Origin of the sequence: Azospirillum sp. A26 (assembly GCF_042604635.1) — a bacterium.
In the GTDB taxonomy this organism is placed as follows: Bacteria; Pseudomonadota; Alphaproteobacteria; order Azospirillales; family Azospirillaceae; genus Azospirillum; species Azospirillum palustre.
This window is the reverse complement of sequence record NZ_CP170473.1, coordinates 497,703-517,988: the sequence shown is the minus strand read 5'-3', so window position 1 is coordinate 517,988 and position 20,286 is coordinate 497,703. Positions and strand designations below refer to the sequence as shown.

20 protein-coding genes are annotated in these 20,286 nt (G+C 67.5%); 7 read left to right on the top strand and 13 right to left on the bottom strand.

Features of this window, described 5'->3' with window-relative positions; translation table 11 throughout:
• Positions 1 to 13: 13 nt before the first annotated feature.
• The 8 genes from fliD to ABNQ39_RS16835 form a co-directional block, all read right to left on the bottom strand.
• Complete coding sequence (gene fliD / locus ABNQ39_RS16870) at positions 14 to 1,696, bottom strand: flagellar filament capping protein FliD (protein ID WP_376961897.1); 1,683 nt, start codon at positions 1,694 to 1,696, stop codon at positions 14 to 16.
• A gap of 166 nt (positions 1,697 to 1,862) precedes the next feature.
• Complete coding sequence (locus ABNQ39_RS16865; protein WP_098736547.1) at positions 1,863 to 2,687, bottom strand: flagellin; 825 nt, start codon at positions 2,685 to 2,687, stop codon at positions 1,863 to 1,865.
• 124 nt (positions 2,688 to 2,811) lie between these two features.
• A complete protein-coding gene (locus ABNQ39_RS16860; protein WP_376961895.1) occupies positions 2,812 to 3,717 on the bottom strand; it encodes a flagellin in 906 nt (301 codons plus the stop codon).
• Positions 3,718 to 3,728: 11 nt separating this feature from the next.
• On the bottom strand, positions 3,729 to 5,486 hold the full coding sequence (gene flgK, locus ABNQ39_RS16855) for a flagellar hook-associated protein FlgK (RefSeq protein ID WP_376961893.1): 1,758 nt from the start codon (positions 5,484 to 5,486) through the stop codon (positions 3,729 to 3,731).
• A 36-nt stretch (positions 5,487 to 5,522) separates the two neighbouring features.
• Positions 5,523 to 6,083 carry a hypothetical protein gene (locus ABNQ39_RS16850; protein WP_376961891.1) on the bottom strand — a complete coding sequence of 187 codons (561 nt, stop codon included), beginning with the start codon at positions 6,081 to 6,083 and terminating at the stop codon, positions 5,523 to 5,525.
• Between the two features lie 66 nt (positions 6,084 to 6,149).
• The gene (locus ABNQ39_RS16845; protein WP_376961889.1) at positions 6,150 to 6,407 is read right to left on the bottom strand and encodes a hypothetical protein; all 258 of its coding nucleotides are present in this window, start codon (positions 6,405 to 6,407) and stop codon (positions 6,150 to 6,152) included.
• Positions 6,408 to 6,411: 4 nt separating this feature from the next.
• On the bottom strand, positions 6,412 to 7,722 hold the full coding sequence (flgE, locus tag ABNQ39_RS16840) for a flagellar hook protein FlgE (RefSeq protein WP_376961887.1): 1,311 nt from the start codon (positions 7,720 to 7,722) through the stop codon (positions 6,412 to 6,414).
• A 36-nt stretch (positions 7,723 to 7,758) separates the two neighbouring features.
• Positions 7,759 to 8,454, bottom strand: coding sequence for a flagellar hook assembly protein FlgD (locus tag ABNQ39_RS16835; protein WP_376961885.1), 696 nt, complete (start codon positions 8,452 to 8,454; stop codon positions 7,759 to 7,761).
• Here ABNQ39_RS16835 and ABNQ39_RS16830 point away from each other — a divergent pair.
• A complete protein-coding gene (locus ABNQ39_RS16830; protein WP_376961883.1) occupies positions 8,381 to 8,635 on the top strand; it encodes a hypothetical protein in 255 nt (84 codons plus the stop codon). The genes ABNQ39_RS16835 and ABNQ39_RS16830 overlap by 74 nt on opposite strands.
• Before the next feature lie 84 nt (positions 8,636 to 8,719).
• Here the strand turns inward: ABNQ39_RS16830 and ABNQ39_RS16825 are convergent, their stop codons facing one another.
• Positions 8,720 to 9,229: a hypothetical protein gene (locus tag ABNQ39_RS16825; protein ID WP_376961881.1), complete on the bottom strand. Its 510-nt coding sequence runs from the start codon at positions 9,227 to 9,229 to the stop codon at positions 8,720 to 8,722.
• A gap of 172 nt (positions 9,230 to 9,401) precedes the next feature.
• On the bottom strand, positions 9,402 to 11,525 hold the full coding sequence (locus ABNQ39_RS16820) for a 3-hydroxyacyl-CoA dehydrogenase NAD-binding domain-containing protein (protein ID WP_376961879.1): 2,124 nt from the start codon (positions 11,523 to 11,525) through the stop codon (positions 9,402 to 9,404).
• A gap of 225 nt (positions 11,526 to 11,750) precedes the next feature.
• Here ABNQ39_RS16820 and ABNQ39_RS16815 point away from each other — a divergent pair, with 225 nt between their 5' ends.
• On the top strand, positions 11,751 to 12,536 hold the full coding sequence (locus ABNQ39_RS16815) for an SDR family oxidoreductase (RefSeq protein WP_376961877.1): 786 nt from the start codon (positions 11,751 to 11,753) through the stop codon (positions 12,534 to 12,536).
• A 56-nt stretch (positions 12,537 to 12,592) separates the two neighbouring features.
• Entirely contained in the window at positions 12,593 to 12,874 is a 282-nt protein-coding gene (locus ABNQ39_RS16810; protein ID WP_109452797.1) for a GNAT family N-acetyltransferase, read from the top strand.
• Here the strand turns inward: ABNQ39_RS16810 and ABNQ39_RS16805 are convergent.
• The 3 genes from ABNQ39_RS16805 to ABNQ39_RS16795 all read right to left on the bottom strand — a co-directional run bounded on the left by ABNQ39_RS16805 (position 12,871) and on the right by ABNQ39_RS16795 (position 15,534).
• On the bottom strand, positions 12,871 to 13,572 hold the full coding sequence (locus ABNQ39_RS16805; RefSeq protein ID WP_376961873.1) for a cupin domain-containing protein: 702 nt from the start codon (positions 13,570 to 13,572) through the stop codon (positions 12,871 to 12,873). The two genes, ABNQ39_RS16810 and ABNQ39_RS16805, sit on opposite strands and share 4 nt — an antisense overlap.
• Complete coding sequence (locus ABNQ39_RS16800) at positions 13,569 to 14,192, bottom strand: sigma-70 family RNA polymerase sigma factor (RefSeq protein ID WP_376961871.1); 624 nt, start codon at positions 14,190 to 14,192, stop codon at positions 13,569 to 13,571. The genes ABNQ39_RS16805 and ABNQ39_RS16800 overlap by 4 nt, the downstream gene beginning before the upstream one ends.
• A 103-nt stretch (positions 14,193 to 14,295) precedes the next feature.
• Complete coding sequence (locus ABNQ39_RS16795; RefSeq protein WP_376961869.1) at positions 14,296 to 15,534, bottom strand: MFS transporter; 1,239 nt, start codon at positions 15,532 to 15,534, stop codon at positions 14,296 to 14,298.
• Between the two features lie 272 nt (positions 15,535 to 15,806).
• On the opposite strand from ABNQ39_RS16795, the gene ABNQ39_RS16790 reads away from it, so the two are divergent.
• From ABNQ39_RS16790 to ABNQ39_RS16775, 4 genes are all read left to right on the top strand, one after another.
• A complete protein-coding gene (locus ABNQ39_RS16790; protein ID WP_376961867.1) occupies positions 15,807 to 16,622 on the top strand; it encodes an enoyl-CoA hydratase/isomerase family protein in 816 nt (271 codons plus the stop codon).
• Positions 16,623 to 16,654: 32 nt separating this feature from the next.
• Entirely contained in the window at positions 16,655 to 17,836 is a 1,182-nt protein-coding gene (locus ABNQ39_RS16785) for an acetyl-CoA C-acyltransferase family protein (protein ID WP_376961865.1), read from the top strand.
• A 347-nt stretch (positions 17,837 to 18,183) separates the two neighbouring features.
• Positions 18,184 to 19,365: a quaternary amine ABC transporter ATP-binding protein gene (locus tag ABNQ39_RS16780; RefSeq protein ID WP_376961863.1), complete on the top strand. Its 1,182-nt coding sequence runs from the start codon at positions 18,184 to 18,186 to the stop codon at positions 19,363 to 19,365.
• Positions 19,358 to 20,284 (top strand): ABC transporter permease, encoded by a 927-nt coding sequence (locus ABNQ39_RS16775; protein WP_376961860.1) that lies wholly within the window; start codon positions 19,358 to 19,360, stop codon positions 20,282 to 20,284. Before ABNQ39_RS16780 ends, ABNQ39_RS16775 begins: the two co-directional genes overlap by 8 nt.
• The last annotated feature ends 2 nt before the right edge of the window (positions 20,285 to 20,286 follow it).

Genomic DNA, 20,286 nt, shown 5'->3' with positions numbered 1-20,286 from the left:
ACCTCGACCGGTGTCAGCTGTCGCTGCTGCTGTCCTTGTAGGTCAGCTGTTTCAGCAGCAGTGCCGCCTGTTCCGCCGCCGCCTCCAGCCTGGCGTAATAGGCGGTCAGGGTGCTGCGGTAGGTCTCGGCCTTGGTCTTGATGTCGGTTGACCGGCTTTCCAGCTCGGTGTCCCGGGTTTCCAGATCGTCGATGGCGGTGGCGAGGTCGCTGCCGTAGGTGGCCGCCGCATCGTCGATGACGCCGAACAGCTTGTCGGCCAGACCCTGAGAGAAGTCGATGTCCACGCTGCCGCTGTTGCCGGTATAGACCAGCACGACGCCGTCATAGGCCGTGCCGGCCGCACCGATGATGCGGTTGCCGCTGACGGTGAACAGGCTGCTGTCGCCATTAACGGAGGCGGAGGTCAGGGTTCCGTCGTCGCCGCGTACGATGTCCAGGCTGAAGGACAGAGCCGAGGCGCTGCTGGTGTAGCGCAGCAGCGACATCTGGCTGGAGGACGAGGTCATGTTCAAGCCGAGCAGCTGCTTGACCTTGTCGATGTCGCTGCTGAGGATGCTGTTCAGCGTGTCCTCGTCCAGCTCCAGCTCGTTGGAACTGTTGAAGCTGATGCCCAGCGAGGCCATCGACAGAACCGTGCCGTCATCGGTGGTGATGGAGGTGTTGAGTGCGCTGTTCACCGACCGGACGATCTGCCGCAGCAGGCTGTCGGAAAACAGCGTGGCGTCGCTGGACGCCGTGCCGTCGCTGGTCGTCGCCTGCTGCGTCACCACGAAGTCGCGGTATTCGTTGTAGGCGTCGACGAAGCCGGTAATTGCCGACTTGATCGAGGACAGGTCGGTCGACACCTCCATCGAGATCGCCGTGTCCGGGCTGGCGCTGTAGAGGGTCAGCGTCACGCCTTCGATGGCATCGTCGATGGTGTTGGAACTGCGGGTGATGGTGACGCCGTCCACCGCCACGATTGCCTTCTGCACCGCGACCAGCTCGTTCTTGACGGCGCCGTCGCTGTCGGTCAGCCCGAGCGACGAGAGGACGCCGTCGCCGCCGTCGGTCATCGAAATGGTCTGGCCGGTGTTGTTGGAGGTCAGGATCAGCTGATAGCTGCTGTCGCTGACCTGGACGATGCTGGCGGTGACGCCGCTGGTCGATTTGTTGGCGTTGATGGCATCGCGCAGGTCGGTCAGGCTGTCGTCGCTGTCCATCGCGATGGTGACGGCGCTGCCGTCGGCCGCCTGGAGCGTGAAGCTGCCGGAATAGCCGAGCGCGTTTGTCTTGCTGGCGACGCCGTCGGCCGCGATCTTGTGCTTGGTGGCGAGCTGCTGCACCACGACCGAATAGGTGCCGACCTCCGTGTCGTCGTCCACCGTCGCGCTGAACACGTCGTCGTCGCCGACATAGGCGGTCCGCTGGCCGAACAGGTTGGAGGACGCGCCGGTGGAGACGCTGCGGTTGCGCAGCCCGTCGATGGCGTCGCTGACCGCCTGCAGCTTGTCCTGAAGGTCGGTGTAGGCGGTGATCTTCGCCTCGTTGGCGGTGATCTTGGTGTCGATGCGGTCGGCCTTGGCCAGCCGCGCGTTCACCTTGGCCTCGATCAGCAGGGAATAGTCGATGCCGGTGCCGGAATCGCTGGAGGACAGCGCCGAATAGCCCGTCGTCGCGGCCGTGCTGGAGGTGGTGGAACTGACGGTGGTCATGGCAAGGCTCTCCCGGTTCCGGCCGCGGGGGGAGCGGCGGATGGCACGGCGATGCGGGGTTTTGCGGCGCTGATGGAGGAAGGAAACGGCCGCCGGCGGGGCGCGCCCCACGCGTGTGTGAGGCTGTGCGGGACGCGGCCCCCTTGCCCGGCGGCCTTGCGAACCGTCAGCGGAGAAGGGAGAGCAGATTCTCGGGCATCTGGTTCGCTTGGGACAGCACGGCGATGGCGGCCTGGGTCAGGACCTTCTCCGATGCCAGTTTGGATTGCTCCTCGGCCACGTCGACGTCCATGATCTTGGACTGGGCGGCCTCGGTGTTCTCGATGGTGGTGTCGATCATGTCGCTTCGGAATTCGAAGCGCGAGATCAGCGCGCCGACGTCGGCGCGGGCGTCCGACAGGGTGGTGACCGCGGTGTCGAGCGCCGTCAGGGCGGCGGCGGCGGTGGCCGAGGTGCCGACATCCAGCGTGTTGATGCCCAGCCCCGTCGTGGTGACGCCGGCGATCTGCACGGTGATGTTGTCGTTCGACGTGGTGCCGACGCGGAAGGACACGCCGGTCGACCAGTTGGTCGCGCCATCGAGCAGGGATTCGTCGTTGAAGCGGGTGCCCGACGCGATGCCGTCGATTTCATCCTGCAACTGCTGGAATTCGGCGTCGAGGTAGGAGCGTTCGTTGTCGGTGACCGAGCCGGACAGCGACTGGGTGGCGAGCGAGCGCATGCGCTGCACGATGTCGGAGATGCTGGACATGCCGCCGTCGGCGGTCTGGAGGATGGACGATCCATGCGAGGCGTTGGTGGCCGCCTGGTTCAGCACCGTGACGTCGGATTTCAGCGAGGTGCCGACGGCGAGACCGGCGGCATCGTCCGACGCCTTGGTGATGCGCGAACCGCTGGCGATCTTCGAGACCGAGTCCGACTGGTTGGTCGAATTGATGTTGAGGTAACGAAGGGCCGAGTTGGAAGCCGTGTTGGTCGAGATGACGGGCATGATGTGGTCTCCTGATCGAACTGGGCCGTTTCGGCGACCCTCTCTGGGACTCACGGGGCAGGCAGTGAAAGCTGGCGGACTTTTTCGATGGGGTTAGCGCTTTTTTGGCCAAGCCCCCCGATCCTCACAGGTATTTGGACAGGTTGTTCTCTTCGAGGATCTTCATCAGGCTCATGGTCGCCTCCAGCGAGGCCTGGAGCTGCGACAGCCTGGTGGTGGATTCGGCCAGATCGACGCTGCGGATGTCCTCCACCTGGGTTTGCAGCACCAGCTGCTCGTCCACATGGCGGTCGATGGTGTTCTCCAGCGAGGAACTGGCGGCACCCAGCTTCGCCTGTGTGATCGACAGCCCGTCGGTGGCGTCGGAGGCGAGCTGCGTCGCCTCGGCCAGCAGATCGGTGTCGACCGGATCGGTCGACATGTTGGCGATCAGGCTGAAGGCGCGCAGTGCTTTCTCGAAAGCCGGCTGGTCGGCGGTGACGCCGTAGGACAGCACGAAATCGTCGGCGGCCTGGAAATGGGCGACGGTGGAATCGCCCTGGTAATAGCCGGTGTCGGCACTGGAGGGATAGCTTGCCGCGCTGTAGCTGTCGAGATCGACCGCCGGCTGGTCGGTGCGTCCGCCGGCGAACAGATAGCGGCCGTCCTGGCGGGTGTTCAGCAGCCCGCCGAGTTCCTCCATCAACTGGCCGGCCTCCGCCACCACGCCTTCGACGCCGGCCGCGTTGTTGCCTTGCAGGCCGGTGATCAGCGCGCTGAGGCGGGAGGTCAGGTCGGACATGCCGCCGACGGCGTCGTACATCGACTGGATGCGGCCGTTCACGACCTCGCCCTCGTCGATATACTGTTCCAGCCGGCGGTAATGGCTTTCGAGATTGACCAGCCGGCCGCTGTCCGAGGCGATGCCCTTGTAGTCGGTGGAGTTCAGCCCCGACGCCGAGCGGACCTGTTCCGCGGCCACCTTGGCCTCGGCCTTCATCATGTATTGGACGAGCGTGTTCTGATGGTTGTAGGTCGCGACCCGTTCCATCGCGGTCTCCTCTACTGGACCATGTCGAGCGCCGTGCTGAACATCTCCTGCAACGTCTTCATGACCGCGGCGGCGGCCTCGTAGGCGGATTGCAGGGTGGAGATCGCGGCGGTCTCCTCGTCGACATTCACGCCGCTCTGCGACGAGAAGGTCGATTCGAGGCTGCTGGTGTAGGTTTTCTGGCTGTCGTAGGCGGTGGATGCCTTGTCGGCGAGCGTCGCCGCCCCCTGGATCACCGCACCGGCGTAGCCGGCGAAGCTCGTGCTGCGGGCGCTCAACGACCCCGCGGCATCGAAGTCGTGGCTGGTGGAAAAGGCCGCCGACAGCGCCTTCGCCACCGACCCCTCGCCGCTGGTCAGCGCCGTGCCGCCGGCGGTCAGTCCGCTGGCGGAGGACAGGGCGCCGGTGGCGAGCAGGCTGCTGTCGTTGGCGATGCGGGTCGCGACCTTGATGTCGGACGCCCCGGTGCCGGTCAGCAGGTCGTTCAGGCCATAGGCGTCGGAGAAGGCGCCGGTCGTGCCGTCGTTGGCGTCCCCGCCCAACGCGATGCCGTTGCCGGTGCCGGTGGCGGAGATGACCAGCTTGCCGTCGGTGGAGATCGAGGCCGACGCGCTGCTCATCGTGTTGATGGCGTCGACGACATCCTGAAGGGTCGATTTGGTCGACAGGTCGATGTCCAGAACCTCCGCCGCCGTGCCGGAACTGTCGGTGACGGCGACGCGGAGCGTGCCACCTGTCACCTTCAGCGCGTCGCTGGCCGAAACGGTCTCCGTGCCGGTCAGGCTTTGCGGGGCGGGGTAGGAGGTGCCCTGGTTCTGGATGGCGTTCAGCCTGTCCATCAGAGTGGTCGCCAGCTCGTCCAGGCCGGCCTGCTGCGCCGGCAGGTCGGTGTCGCGCAGCTGAACCAGCGCGCCCAGCGAACCGCCGAGCGCCGAGCCGGTGACGTCCACCCCGTTCAGCATGATGCCGCCGAAGCCGCTGCTGCCGCCGGCACTGTAGACGGTGCTGGCGCTGACCGAGGTGGCCGGCGTGTAGGACAGCTCGTGCACCTTGGTGTCGAGCAGTGACTTGCCCGACGCGGTGGAGATGCGCATCAGCCCGCTGTCGTCGACCTGATAGGTGACGTCAATGGACTTGGACAGGCTCTTCAGCGCGGTGTTGCGCTGGTCCTCCAGGTCGGTGACGTTCTGGCCCAGCGCCTTTCCCTTCACGATCCGGTCGTTGAGGGAATCGATGCCGCTCAGCGTCTCGTTGATGGTGTCGACGGTGGTGGCGATTTCGTCGTCGGCCTGGGCGCGCAGCGACTGGATGGACGAAGAGGTGTTGCGCAGCGTCTCCGCCAGATCCGACAGGTCCTGCACGGTGGCGGCCTTGGCGCTCTCGCTTTCGGGGGAAGTCGCCAGCGTGCCCAGCGTGTCGGCCAGCGCGTCGATCATCGACCCGATGTCGGTGCCGCCGCTGTCGTCGCTGCTGACGCTGCCGAAGGCCGACTGCATCTGGTCGAGATAGCTGTTGCGGGTGTCGGTGTAGCCGAGGTCGGACTGGGCCGAGACGAGCGTCTTCAGCAGATAGCGGTCGACGTTGCTGCTGACCGCGGTGACATCGACGCTGGCGACGTTGACGCCGGTGCTGCGGGTGACGTTGGACGCGGTCTTGCGGGTGTAGCCGTCGGTGTCGGCGTTGGCGACGTTGGAGGAGGCGACGGCGATCCCGACCTCGGACGTGCGCAGCGCCGACGAGGCGATGGAACTGGCGACGCGAAGCGACATTGCGGGCCTCCTTTCCGGCTTTCCGCGCTCAAATGGTCAGGCCGTCAGGCCGACGACATGGCCGGTGGTGCGCATCGCCACCCGCGCGCCATAACGGGCGCCGGGGCCATAGGCGACGCCATAGACGCCGGCCGGTGCGGTGGACGCGGCGCGCAGGGCGGCGCCGATGGCGTTCTGGCGGGCGCGGTGGACCTTGATCTGCGCCTCGATCTCGCGCATGCGGGCGGCCAGTGCCGGCAGGACCCGGTCGGCGGCGGCCTTGGCGGCGGCGCGCACGGCGGGGGCGACGCGCTTGCTGCGCGTCTGCGCCAGCGCATCGGCCAGCCGGTCCTTCCAACTGCGCAGTAGCGTCTGCATGTCGCCCGCCGCCAGCAGCGCATCGCGCGGCCGCCCCTCGCGCACCGCCGCCTCGGCGCGCGTCGCGGCGCGGTCCAGTTCGGCGACGAAGGCTTCCAGAACCTCCACCGCATCGACACGGAGGAAGATGGTGGGGGTTTCCTGTTCGCCAGTTCGGGCGGGGGGCTGGGTGGGAGCTTGGGCCTTGGTGAGAACGGGCTTCGGCGGGGCCGGCTTGCGCAGGGTCTGCTTGAGCGCCATGGCGATAGCTCCGGGTTTTGGGTGTCTGGTTCCACGGCGAGAGGGTCGAAAACTGGCGGGGAATCTTTACCGCCTCGCCGCCATCGCCCGCCCATAGGCGCTCATCGCGGCATTGGCGACCCGGCCGCGGTGGATCCGGGCTCCCAGCGCCCGCTTCTCCACGTCCAGCCCGTCGATCAGCGCGATCAGATCGTCGGCCATCGCCAGCCGCTCGGCCTGCGTGGCGGTCCTTGCCAGCAAGGCCCGCGTCTGGACCGTCAGCCGCCGGTGCTCCATCAGCAGGGATTCGGCGCGGGCGAAGCGTTCGTCGGGGGCGGCAGCCATGTCGTCAGCGCTTCATCGAAATCAGCGTGTCGATCATGTCCTGCGCCGTCGTCATCACCTTGGACGCGGCGGAATAGGCCTGCTGGGCGACGATCATCCGGCTGAATTCGTCGGTCAGCTCCACCGTGGAGCTTTCGAGCGAACTGGCCTCGATCTCGCCGGCCTTGCCGTCACCGGCGGTGCGCAGCTGGTAATTGCCGGACTCGTAGGTCTGGGTGAAGGTGGTTCCGCTCTCGCTTTCCAGCCCGTTGGAATTGGCGAAGGTGGCGATGGGGATCTGGTAGATCGCCCGCGTCTCGCCATTGTCGAAGGTGGCGCGCACCACGCCGCTGCTGTCGATGGTGGTCCCGGTCAGGGTGCCGGGCTCGTAGCCGTTGCCGGTGGCGGTCCAGTCGCCGATGGCGGCGGTGCTCTCGCCCGATGCGTATTGCGTCAGCCCGGTCGTGCTGTTGGCGCTGCCGAGCGACATCGTCACCGTGCTGTCGCCGGCGCCGGTGGTCCAGCCGCCGACCGAAAAGCCGATGGCCGACGGATCGACGCTGGTCGTGGTGCCGCTGCTGTCGGTCCGGGTGGCGCTGGCCAGCGAGCCGTCGCTGTTGAAGGCGATGGAGATCGGGAAGCCGGAGATCGTGCCGGTCGTGGTCGTGCCGTCGGCCGAGCCGGTCGGGTCGGACGCGCTGAGCGACCACGCATTGTCGGCCGTCTTGCTCCAGGTCATCGTCACCGAATGGCTGTTGCCCAGGGCGTCGAACAGTTCCACGTCGGTGGTGAAGCTGTCGCCGGCCGCGGCGTCGGACGGCAGGTTGGCCTCGATGTCCAGCGTCGAGGTCGCCTTGGGCGTGCCCTTGATGCTGGTCAGGTTGATCGCCTGCAGGCTGTCGGTGGAGGTCTTGTTGCCGGCCTTGATGGTGCCGTCGTCGCCCACCGCCCAGCCATAGAGGTAATAGCCCTCCGAATTGACCAGATTGCCGTTGGAATCGGTGGAGAAGGAGCCGTTGCGGGTGAAGTAGGTGCCGCCGCTCGCGGTCTTGTCCGACACGACGAAGAAGCCGTCGCCGTTGACCGCCATGTTGGTGGTGGTCGCCGACGACTGGATTTCGCCCTGGCGGCTGACGCTGCGGGTGTTGGACGCGATGACGCCGCCGACCTGCTCGTCCACCGTGGTGGTCTTGTTGATGTAGGAGGTGAACTCCGTCACCGTGCCCTTGAAGCCGGTGGTGCTGGAATTGGCGATGTTGCTGGAGATGCTGGCGAGCGCCTTGCTCTGGGCGGTCAGCCCGGACGTGGCGCTGTACATTGCGCTGGTGAGGCTCATGGCGGCACCTGTCTTTCGAAGTGTCCGGGGGAGGGGTCAGGAAACCGTCAGCACCTTGTCGGCCGACAGGCTGACGCCGCCGACGCTCAGCACCGCCGTGCCGGAGGAACTGTCCACGGCGGTCACGGTGCCCTTGAAGCGGGTGGCGGTGTCGATGGCCTTGCCGTTGGCGTCGAGCGCGGTGACCGACAGGGTGTAGGTGCCGCTGCTGTAGCTCTTGCCGTCGGTGCTGACGCCGTCCCAGGTCACCTCGTGCGTGCCGGCGGCGGTGGAGGAGCTGACATCGCTGTAGACGGTGTTGCCGCTGGAATCGGTGATGGTCAGCTTGACCGAGGACGCCGCGGACTCGAGGTCGTATTCCCAGCTCGCCTCGCCGTCCTGCAATGGCGTGGTGGAACCTTCGGCCTCGACCGTCTTACCGTAGTAATTGACGGCGCCGCTGCCGGACCCGAGGGAGGAGGACAGGGTGCTGCCAAGGTCGGACACCGTGCTGTTCAGCTCGTCGAGCTTGTCGTTGATCGACATTTGCTGTTCCAGCCCGGACAGTTGGACGAGCTGGGTGGTGAAGGTGGTCGTGTCGACCGGGTTGGTCGGGTCCTGGACCTCGAGCTGCTTCATCAGCAGGGTCAGAAATGTCTGATAGCTGTCGGTCGCGCTCGTGGCTGACGAGCTGCTCGACGTGGACTTCGTCGACGTTGTCGACGTTGTTGAGCTGACGGAATCGACCAGCATCGCCTTCTCCACCCAATCGCGGCCCGTTCGCGGAATCCGGGCGGGATTTCGCGTCGGTTCAGGCCGATGGCTTTTCGGGATGGGCGGCGGGCTGGCGCCGCCCCGTTCGTTCTGTGGCTATCCACGGAACGGCGGGCGAAAGCTGGCGCAGATTCTTCCGGGAAAATTCAGATGGACATAAAAAGCCCCGGCGGGACGGGTCCGGCCGGGGCGAAAAGGCAGTTGAGACGACGACTGCGGAAATGAAGCGGTTACGGCAGGACGATTACGAGGCGTGGCGCAGATCGGCGGAACCGGGGGAGGTCGGCCGCCTGTGCGCCACGGTCGCGGGGAAGACCAGGACCGACGGACGGCGGTCGGACACCAGAAGGGCATCCGCAGGCTCCCGCCCGTTCAACAGCCACTGGTAGGCGGCGGCGATGGCGACCCGGTCGCGTCCGTCCGCGGACAGCACGCGCAGGCCGGCAGCCGTTTCCCCATGCGAACCGCTGCGGCGAACCGCATCGCACAGCGCATGGCCGAGCCGGAGGTCCGACACCAGAACCGCACTGTAACCGGCCTGTGCGACGACCGATGCCAGGGCTCCCAGATGGGACGGCGGCAAGGGGGAATTGCCGACCTCCCGCAAATCCAGGAACAGAGTGCGGCCGGTGCCGGCACCGGACAGCGCGTTGCGCAACGTCCCGAGCCAGACGGAGGGAGGAGCGTCACGAAGGCCGCTGCAGGCGACGGCGTGGAGACCCCAGTCGGTGGCTGCGACGGTCATGTCCTTCATGCTTTTCCCCTTCGGTGTGGTCCGGGTTCCTCGGGTCAGGTCCGCTCCGTCGATCCCGTCGGCTGGGGGGCCGGTCGGGGGCGGCGGGGCATCCCTGACGACAGAGTATATGGAAGATTCCTAACAATCAGTAACAGAAACTAGTTTCCGCTTTGAAATCCACATTCCGGATTCAGCATCCGAGGGCCCGGCCTTCGGCGGCGCATTGCAAAAGCAAAGCCGACGGCCGCCATTGCGGGCCGCCGATGTCGCGGTGGTAACGCTGGACCGCCTCGGCGATCTTGCCCAGTCCTTCCCGGTTGGCCCAGAACAGCAGGCCGCCGCGCCAGGACGGGAAGCCGTAGCCGTGCAGCCAGATGGCGTCGATGTCCACCGGACGGGTGGCGATGCCTTCCTCCAGGATTTTTGCCGCCTCGTTCACCATCGCATAGAGGCAGCGTTCGCGGACCTCCCCGTCGCTGACCGGACGTGAGACGATGCCGCGGCGGCGGCGGTCCTCCTCGATCACCGCCGCCACCTCGGGATCGGGGATCGGGGTGCGGCTGCCGGGCTCGTAGCGGTAGACGCCGGCCGAGGTCTTCTGGCCGTAGCGCCCACGCTCCGCCAGGGTGTCGAGCCAGTTGGGCGACTGTGCCTCCGGATCGCCGGCCTTGCGCCGCTCCTCGCGGATGCGCCAGCCGACATCGATCCCGGCAAGGTCGGTCATCGAGAAATGGCCGAGCGGGAAGCCGAACTCCGTCAGCACGCGGTCGATTTGCTCCGGGCTGGCGCCTTCCTCGACCAGGGCCATCGACTCCCGGCCGCGCTGGTGCAGGATGCGGTTGCCGACGAAGCCGTAGCAGACACCCACCGCGACGCCGACCTTGCCGATGCGGCGCGCCAGCCCCATCGCCGTCGCCAGCACCGTGTCGGAGGTCCTGGCCCCACGCACCACCTCCAGCAGGCGCATGACGTTGGCCGGGCTGAAGAAATGCATGCCCAGCACATCCTGCGGCCGGCCGGTCGTCGCAGCGATGGCGTCCACATCCAGCGTCGAGGTGTTGGTGGCGAGGATCGTCCCCGGCTTGCAGGTCCGGTCCAACGTCTGGAAGATCGCCTGCTTGACCTCCATGCTCTCGAAGGCCGCCTCCACCACCAGATCGGCGTCGGCCAGTTCGTCGTAGGACAGGGTGGGGTGGATCAGCGCCATCCGCTTGTCCAACTGTGCCGCGGTCAGGCGGCCCTTGCGGAAGGTGGAGTCGTAATTGCGGCGGATGGCGGCGATGCCGCGCTCCAACCCCTCCTGCGCGCTGTCGACCAGCACCACCGGAATGCCGGCATTGGCGAAGCACATGGCGATGCCGCCGCCCATGGTGCCGGCGCCGATCACGCCGACCTTGCAGATGTCCCGCGTCGGCGTGCCGGCCGGCAGGCCGGGGACCTTCGCCACCTCGCGCTCGGCGAAGAAGGCGTGGATCAGGCCGGCGCGCTGGGGCGAGTCCATGCAGGCGAGGAACAGCTCCCGCTCGCGCGCCGTGCCTTCATCGAAGGGCAGGGTGACGGCGGCCTCGACCGCGTCGACGATGCGGTGGGGCGAGAACAGGTGCGGCAGGCGATTGGCAAGTTCGGCCCGCTTCGTCGTAAACAGGGCGGGATCGGTGCCGGCGATGCGGTCGGTGCGGGCACTGACCGGCTGCGGGCGGCTCCCGTCGGCCAGAAGCCGTTCGGCGGCGCGCAGGCCGGCCTCCAGGGGAGAGGTGCCATCCTCCACCGCATCGACGAGGCCGAGGGCCAGCGCCTCTTCGGCACTCACCGGATCGCCGGACAGGATCATGTCCAGCGCCTTGGCCGCTCCGACCAGCCGCGGCAGCCGTTGCGTGCCGCCGGCCCCCGGCAGCAGGCCCAGCTTGACCTCCGGCAGGCCGAGCTTCGCCGACTTCAACGCGACGCGGAGATGGCAGGCGAGCGCAACCTCCAGCCCGCCGCCCAGCGCCGTGCCATGGATGGCGGCGATCACCGGCTTGGTGGCCGCATCGAGGCGGGCCACCACCTCCGGCAGGGTCGGCGGGGCGGAGGGCTTGCCGAACTCCCGGATATCAGCCCCGGCCATGAAGGTGCGGCCGGCGCAAACGAGCAGCAGTGCGTCCGCCCCGTCGTCGGCCAGCCCGGCGTCCAATGCCGCAACCAGCCCGCTGCGCACGCCATGGCCGACGGCGTTCACCGGCGGGTAATCGACCGTGATGACGCCGATGCGTCCCTGGCGCGCATACTGGACAGGATTGGGCGGAACCGCTTCAGTCTGGGCGGGCGACGGCATCGGCACTCTCCGAAAAGCCAAAGGTCCGGGCCGATCCGATCATAGACGGCAGGGTGGATCGGAGGCCGGTGGATCGTCAGTCTAGCAGACGATCCAACCGAATCAAGTTTTCGGAATATAGTTTCTCTATACGAAATTTAAGCGCCCTGGTTCGGCCATTGGGAACCGAACGGCGCGGTCACGGGTTGGCACTCGCGTCGAAGGTCACTGGCTGGAGTTTGGGTTATGGATTTGACGGGGAAGGTCGCACTGGTCACCGGTGCGGGGTCCGGAATCGGCAAGGCGTCGGCGATACGCTTCGCTCAAGCCGGTGCCTCGGTCGGCGTGCTGAGCCACACCGCAGACGAGATCGCGAAGACCGCCGAGGAAATCCGTGCTGCCGGTGGACAGGCGATCCCCCTGACTGCGGATGTCGGCGACGACGCAGCGATGCGGCAGGCCACAGAACGGTTGGTGGAGGAGTTCGGGCGGCTCGACATCGTTTTCGCCAATGCCGGCATCAACGGCGTCTGGGCGCCCATCGACGACCTGACGCCGGACGAATGGGACCGCACCATAAACACCAACCTGCGCGGCACCTACCTGACGCTGCACCACGCGGTTCCGCACCTGAAGAAAGCGGGCGGCGGCTCGGTGATCGTCACCGCGTCGATCAACGGCACGCGGGTGTTCAGCAACACCGGCGCCACCGCCTATTCCTGCACCAAGGCTGCACAGCTCGCCATGGTGAAGATGCTGGCGCTGGAACTGGCGCCGAGCCGCATCCGGGTCAACGCCATCTGCCCCGGCATCATCGAGACCGACATTCCCGACAACACCAGGATGCGGAATATCGAATCGGTGAAGACTCCCATCGAGTATCCGCAGGGTAAGGTGCCCCTGACCGGCGGCAAGTCCGGCGACAGCCTCGACGTGGCGGAGCTTGCGCTGTTCCTGGCGTCCGACCGCGCGAAGCACATCACCGGCACTCCGGTCTGGATCGACGGCGCCGAATCCCTGATGGTCGGCTGACGAACCGACACCTTGCGGCCTTGCCGCAAAACCGAACAACCAAGGCGAAGGACACCATGAGCTTGCACGACAAGGTGCGGAAGAACGAGGAACTCGGCCGTTATGAGCTGACGGTGGCGGGCTCCACCGCGCTGGTCACCTATGACATGCGCGACGGCAAGATCGCACTGACCCACACCGAGGTGCCGGGCGCCCTGACCGGCCAGGGGGTGGGGTCGGAACTGGCGAAGGGCACGCTGGACGACATCCGGGCCCAGGGCCTGAAGGTGCTGCCGATCTGCACCTTCATCGAGGCCTACATCAAGCGCCACCCGGAGTATCAGGATCTCGTCGGCTAAAGCGGATTGCCGTCCTTGTCGAGGAAGATCAGATCGCCGTCCAGGAGGAAGAGGCAGATGCAGTCTTCCTCGCTGGCGCCGCGGGCGTAATGGTCGGTGCCGGCGACATAGTGGGCGACGTCGCCAAGCCCGTAGCTGCCATATTCGTCGCGGAAGGCACCGCGCAGGACCAGCAGCAGTTCGTCCGCGGTGTGGCGGTGCGCCGGGACCGGGGCGCCCGAGGCCATGCGAAGCAGACGGATCGTCGTGCCGGACATCGTCGTGCCGGACAGGGTGCGCTCCCAGCCCGACAGCCAGACCCCCTTAGAGATCTCCCGCCAGGATCCGTCATCGGTCGGCGTGTCGATGGCGTCCGGCAGCCAGCTACGCAGCGGTTCCGGCACCATCCGTCCGCATGTCCGCCCGGCTGCGCCCGGCTCAATGGGGAGCAGCTCGATGGGGGCCGGATCCGGCGGCGTCCGCGCGGCGGTCAGCAGGCCGTCCATGCGGTCCAGCAGCGCATCCAGCCCATCGCCACCGGCGCAGGGCAGCTCTTCGAACCAGTTCCCGCACAGGGCTTCGTAAGATGCGACGCGCTGGCGGCAGTCCGGGCAATAGGCGAGGTGGGTCGCCACCAGCAGGGACTTCCCGGCCCGCTCCTGCCCGCTGGCATAGCCGATCAGAAGCTGGTCGTCCGGATGGTGGATCGGCACCGTCACGCCTTGTCCCTCATGCTGCGTTTCAGATGGCTGAGCGCGAGGCGCAGCCGGGTCTTAACGGTTCCCAAGGGCACCTCCGTGTCCTCGGCGATCTCTTCATGGGTCTGTTCGAGAAAATACGAGCGGCGCAGCACCTCGGATTGGTTCTCCGCCAGAGTTTCGATCGCATCCTGAAGCTGGCGGCTGCTCTGGACCATCTGGGCGCTCTCCTCCGGCGTGGCGAGGGAGGCGGGGGTCATCGCCGGATCGTCCGGGTCGGGGGCGGGGCGCATCTCCTTGCGCAGGCGGTCGATGCGCCGGTTGCGGGCGATGGTGAACACCCAGGTGCCGACGGTCGCCTGGGCCGGGTCGAAGCTGGCGGCCTTCAGCCAGACCGTCAGCATCACGTCCTGGACCAGTTCCTCCGCCGTACTGCGGTCGGCGCCGAGCCTCAGGCAATAGTTCAGGATCTTCGGCGCGAAATGGCGGAACAGCGCAGCGAAAGCCGTGCGGTCGCGATCCTGCGCCACCGCATGGACCAGCCCTCCGAACCGGTCGGCATCGGTCCGGTCGGCATCCGGGCTCCCCGCCCCGTCCTTGTCAAACGTCCCCGGCAGAAGGGGCCCACGCGTAAACGGCATTCAACCACCAGTCGGCATTCCAGCGGGCAGCAGCTTATCCTGAACTTCTTAACGGAGCATTCCCGAAAATCGCCAGTGTACCATTGGTCCTTTGGGTGTGCTCTTAGCGTGCTCTTAGCGCACTCATGGGATCGAGGGGCGAAACGGTGGGCGTGGTCTGGGGCAGGGGGCGGAAGGCGGCCTGCGCCTCGGCGGGCAAAGGCGGGCGCATGCGGGTCCGCCACAGGCCATAGAGGGTGGCGCACAGCGCGCCGCCGGTGACGAAGCTGAAAAGCCCGGCCGGCCCGGTTGCGATCATCAGTGCCGATGCCACAGGCGGGCCGATGATGGCGCCGACGGAATTGGCCAGGATCAGGCCGCCGCTGGCCGACACCATGTCCTCCCGCCGGACGTAATCGTTGGTGTGGGCGAGGCAGACCGGATAGAGCGTGAAGGCCAGTCCGCCGAACAGCGGCGCCACCAGCATCAGCGCCAGCGGCTGGCCCATCCCGGCGGCGGCGATCATGCCCAGGCTGGTCAGCGACAGCGCGGCTGACAGGCCGATGATGACGCTGCGCCGGTCGAAGCGGTCCGACAGCCGGCCGAGCGGCCATTGCAGCGCCATGCCGCCGAGGATCAGTGCCGACATGAACAGCGCCGTGCCCGACACGCCGAAGCTGGAGGAGGCGCCGAACACCGGGGCCAGCCCATAGATCGACCCGGTGATCGCCCCGCTGATGAACACCCCCGCCACCCCCAACGGCGAGCTTCTATAAAGCCGCTTGATGCCGAAGGAGGAGACGTTCGGCAATTGCGGCGGCGTGGTCCGCGTCAGGGCCACCGGCACCAGCGCCAGCGTCAGCAGGATCGACACGATCATGAACAGCCGCACGCCGGTCTCGTCGTCCAGCCGCAGCAGCTGCTGCCCGACGCCGGAGGCGCCATAGAGCGTCACCATGTAGGCCGACAGCAGCTGCCCGCGGCTTTCGTTGGTGGCGGTGCCGTTCAGCCAGCTTTCGATGCACATGTAGAGTCCGGCCATGCAGAACCCCTGCGTCAGCCGCAGCAGGGCCCAGAGCGGCGCATCGACGAACAGCGCGTGCGACAGCGCGGCGACCGACACGACGGAGGCGAAGGCGGAGAAAGCCCGGATATGGCCGACACGGGTGATGATCCGATGCGCATAGAGCGATCCCAGGGTCAGCCCGCCATAATAGGCAGCGGTGATCAACCCGACCGCCGTCGCACCGGACGCCGTTGCCGACAGCCTCAGCCCGATCAGGGTCGACATGGCTCCGTTCGCCAGCATCAGAAAGGCGACGCCCAGCAGAAGCGAGGCGACCGAACGCACAACCGGTGGCATGCCTTGACTCCTCCGCCGCCGTCAGTGCGTCAGGGCCGGAAAGCCGGTCGGGTGCCGATGATGCATGGCAATACTCCGAATCTCTGTTTTCGTGCGGTGCTGCGACCTGTCGCCAAGTCCAACAGCCAAGCCATGGATTCGGTCCGTCGCCGGGGCGGGGAGCAGGGATGCGGCTCAGGCATCTGAGTGACCGTTGGGTCAACCGGACCGTTGACAGGGCATACCGATCGGTAACATACCTTCCGTCAGGTAGAGCTTCGGGAGACGCCAGGATGTCCGACACCGCGCCCGCCACCCCATCGCCGGTCCAACTCGTCCGCGAGGGGGCGGTGTCCTGGATCCGGCTGAACCGCCCCGGCCTGCTGAACGCGCTGGACGAGCCGACCGCCGCCGCCTTCCTCGACGCCTGCCGCAGCGTGGCGGAGGAGGGCGGGACGGGGCCGACGCGGGTGCTGGTGATCGCCGGCAATGGCCGCGGCTTCATGGCCGGCGGCGACGTCGGCCGCTTCAACGACGATCCCGCCGCCGCACCGGCGGTGGCCGGCGCCATCATCGCCCATCTGCACGAGGCGCTGCGCGTTCTCGACCGGTTGGATGTGCCGGTCCTGGCCTCCGTCCATGGTCCGGTGGCCGGGGCGGGGATGAGCCTCGCCTGCGCCGCCGATCTCTGCATCGCCGCCGACGACGCCAAATTCACCATGGCCTATGCCCGCATCGGCGCCACGCCGGACGGGTCGGGCAGCTTCCATCTGCCGCGTCTCGTCGGTCTGCGCCGCGCCATGGAGCTGGCGATGCTGTCCGACGTGATCGACGCGGCGGAGGCGCTGCGGATCGGGCTGGTCAACCGGGTGGTGCCTGCGGCATCCCTGGCGGAGGAGACGGCAAAGCTGGCCGAACGGCTCGCCGCCGGGCCGACCGTCGCCTATGCCGGCGTCCGCCATCTGATGCGCCAGTCCTTCGACCAAACGCTGGACCGGCAACTTGACGCCGAGCGCGACCGCTTCCTCGCCACCGCCGCCACCAGCGACTTCATCGAAGGCGTCAACGCCTTCATCGCCAAGCGCAGGCCGGACTTCACCGGCCGCTGATCGTCTTTCTTGTCCGAGAAGTGGACCGAACCATGCAGAACGACATCGTCATCGTCGGCGCCGCCCGCACCGCCATCGGCGGCTTCGGCGGCAGCCTCAAGGATGTGCCGCTGACCCGGCTCGCCACCGTTGCGGTCAAGGCGGCGCTGGAGCGGTCCGGCGCCGCGCCCGACGCCGTCGGCCATCTGGTGATGGGCAACGTCATCCCGACCGAGACCAACGACGCCTATCTCAGCCGCGTCGCCGCCATCGATGCCGGCATTCCGATCGGTACGCCTGCCTTCAACGTCAACCGGCTCTGCGGCTCCGGCCTTCAGGCCATCGTTTCGGCGGCGCAGTCCATCGCGCTCGGCGACTGCGATGTCGCCATCGGCGCCGGTGCGGAATCGATGAGCCGCGGCCCCTATTTCATGCCGAGCGCCCGCTGGGGCACCCGCCTGGGCGATGGGGCGCTGGTCGATTACATGAACGGCATCCTGCACGACCCCTGGCAGAAGATTCACATGGGGGTGACGGCGGAGAATGTCGCCGCCCGCTACGGCATCGACCGCGAGGCGCAGGACGCCCTGGCATTGGAAAGCCAGCGCCGCGCCGCCCATGCCATAGCCGAGGGCCGTTTCAAGGACCAGATCGTCCCGGTGGAGATCGCCTCGCGCAAGGGCACCATCGTCTTCGACACCGACGAGCATGTCCGCGGCGACGTCACCCCGGAAGGGCTGGCGAAGATGAAGCCGGTCTTCAAGAAGGACGGCTCGGTCACTGCCGGCAACGCCTCCGGCCTGAATGACGGCGCTGCCGCGGTGGTGCTGGCCGATGCCCGCCGCGCCGAAGCGCTGGGGCTGAAGCCGCTGGCCCGCCTCGTCGGCTATGCCCATGCCGGCGTCGAGCCCGATTACATGGGCATCGGTCCGATCCCGGCGACCCGCAAGGTGCTGGAGCGGACCGGCCTGTCGGTCGGCGACCTCGACGTCATCGAATCCAACGAGGCGTTCGCGGCCCAGGCCTGCGCGGTGATCCGCGAGCTGGATTTCGACCCGGCCAAGGTGAACCCCAACGGCTCCGGCATCTCGCTCGGCCATCCGGTGGGGGCGACCGGCGCCATCATCACGGTGAAGGCGATCCATGAACTGCACCGTACCGGCGGCCGCTATGCCCTGGTGACCATGTGCATCGGCGGCGGCCAGGGCATCGCCGCCATCTTCGAGCGCGTCTGAGGGTTAGAGTCTGTCTGGTGCTTATTGAAGTACCAGACAGACTCTAACCTTTTGGTTTTTCCGTGTGATTCACGCTTCAAGCGATTCCGCTTGAACCGATCACACTCTAGGCCAGAGGATCCCGGCAGGTACGGGCGGGCGGTTCCGCTCGTACCGAAAACTCGCATCCGGTTTTTCATTGAACGATCAATCAAAATAAAATTGGTGGCCGCCTGCGGCCAATTGCGCAACGGCACCATCAAAATGCAGATTTCGTGAACGCAGCTATCGACCGCGCCCCTCGTCTCGGGGCAATCTACGGCCCGATTGCCTTAACCCTGGTCTGTTGCGTTTCGGAAGCCTTGCCCATGACGACGATTCTGCCCACGCCCACCGGTTCGTCTTCGGCGACGATTGGACAGGTGCGACTGGCGGTGCGCGGCCTGCGCAAGGTCTTCGCCGACGATCCCCGTCCGGCGCTGGAGATGCTGCGCCGCGGAGCGACCAAGGCAGAGGTTCTGCAGCGGTTGAACGTCAATGTCGGCGTCGCCGAGGCCAGCTTCGACATCCGGGCGGGCGAGATCTTCGTCATCATGGGGCTGTCGGGGTCGGGCAAATCGACCATCATCCGGCTGCTGAACCGCCTGATCGAACCGTCGGAAGGGGAAATCCGCCTCGATGGCCGCGACCTGACCGCGCTTCCCTACGCCGACCTCGTCGAGGTGCTGCGGCGGGACATGAGCATGGTCTTCCAGTCCTTCGCCCTGCTGCCCAACCGCACCGCGCTGGAGAACGCCGCCTTCGGGCTGGAGGTGGCCGGGGTGAAGCGGACCGAGCGGCGCAAGGCGGCGCTGGCCGCCCTGGAACGGGTCGGGCTGGCGGACTATGCCGACCGCTATCCGGACGAGCTGTCGGGCGGCATGCAGCAGCGGGTGGGGCTGGCCCGCGCTCTGGCCAAGAATCCGACGATCATGCTGATGGACGAGGCCTTCTCGGCGCTCGACCCGCTGATCCGCACCGACATGCAGGACGAGCTTCTGCGGCTTCAGCGCGAGGACGCCCGCACCATCGTCTTCATCTCCCACGATGCGGAGGAGGCGATGCGGATCGCCGACCGCATCGCGGTGATGGAGGATGGCCGGATCGCCCAGATCGGCACCCCGGCGGACATCCTGCGTGCACCGGCCGACGAGTATGTCCGCGCCTTCTTCCGCGGCGTCGATGCCTCGCGCGTGCTGCGCGCCCGCGACCTCGCCCGGCCGCCCGACGACGGGACCGCGGGAGAGCCTGGACGGTTCCGCTACCGCACCGATGCGGCCGGCTGTTTCCGCGGCGTGCTGGCCGGCGACGGCGCATCGGCCCTGTTCGGGCTGGAGCCGGTGGCGGCCGACACGCCGATCCATGCCCTGCTCGGCCGGGTCGCCGCAGCCCCCTGTCCGCTGCCGGTCGTCGAGCCGGACGGCCGGTTCATCGGCGTGATTTCCCGCGCGGCGCTGCTGGCGGCGCTCGACCGCGGCGAGACTGCCGGGCGCGAGGTGCGGCATGGCTGACATCGCCCTGCTGGATATCGAGTGGCTGAACGAGACCATCGGCGGCGGCATCGCCCGCGGCGCCGAATGGCTGGTGACGACGATCCTCGACCACGGGCAGCCGGCGCTGACGGTCATCGCCGCGACGGTGGACGGGCTGGGCGAGGCGTTGGACGGGCTGCTGCTCGGGGTACCGCCCTGGCTGCTGGCGCTGGTGCTGTCGGCGGTGGCGCTCTGGCGGGTCGGACGCGCCTTCGCGCTGTTCACCCTGCTGTCGCTGGGCGGGATCTTCGTGATGGGGCTGTGGGAGCCGACGGTTTCCACCCTTGGGCTGGTTCTCGCCTCCACCGTGCTCAGCCTGATCGGCGGGGTGCCGCTCGGCATCTGGATGGCGCGCAGCAAGATCGCCGACGGGGTGGGCAAGACCCTGCTGGACCTGATGCAGACGATGCCGGCCTTCGTCTATCTGATCCCGGCGGTGCTGTTCTTCGGTCTGGGACGGGTGCCGGGCATCATCGCCACGGTGGTCTTTGCCATGCCGCCGGCGGTGCGGCTGACGGCGCTCGGCATCCGGCAGGTGCCGGTGGAACTGGTCGAGGCCGGGCGCGCCTTCGGCTGCCGCGACCATCAGCTTCTGTTCAAGATTCAGCTGCCGAACGCCCTGCCGTCGATCATGGCCGGGGTGAACCAGACCATGATGATGGCGCTGTCGATGATCGTCGTCGCCTCGATGATCGGCGCCGGCGGGTTGGGCAACGTGGTGCTCCAGGGCATCCAGCGCCTGGACATCGGCCTCGGCGTGCAGAGCGGTCTGGCCGTGGTGCTGCTGGCCGTCGTGCTCGACCGCATCACGCAGAGCTTTGGCCGGGTGAGCGGTCGCGGCGCCGGCCGCCGCCGGGCCGTCGCCGGGACTGCCGGACGGCGCTGGTGGCGGCGGTGAGG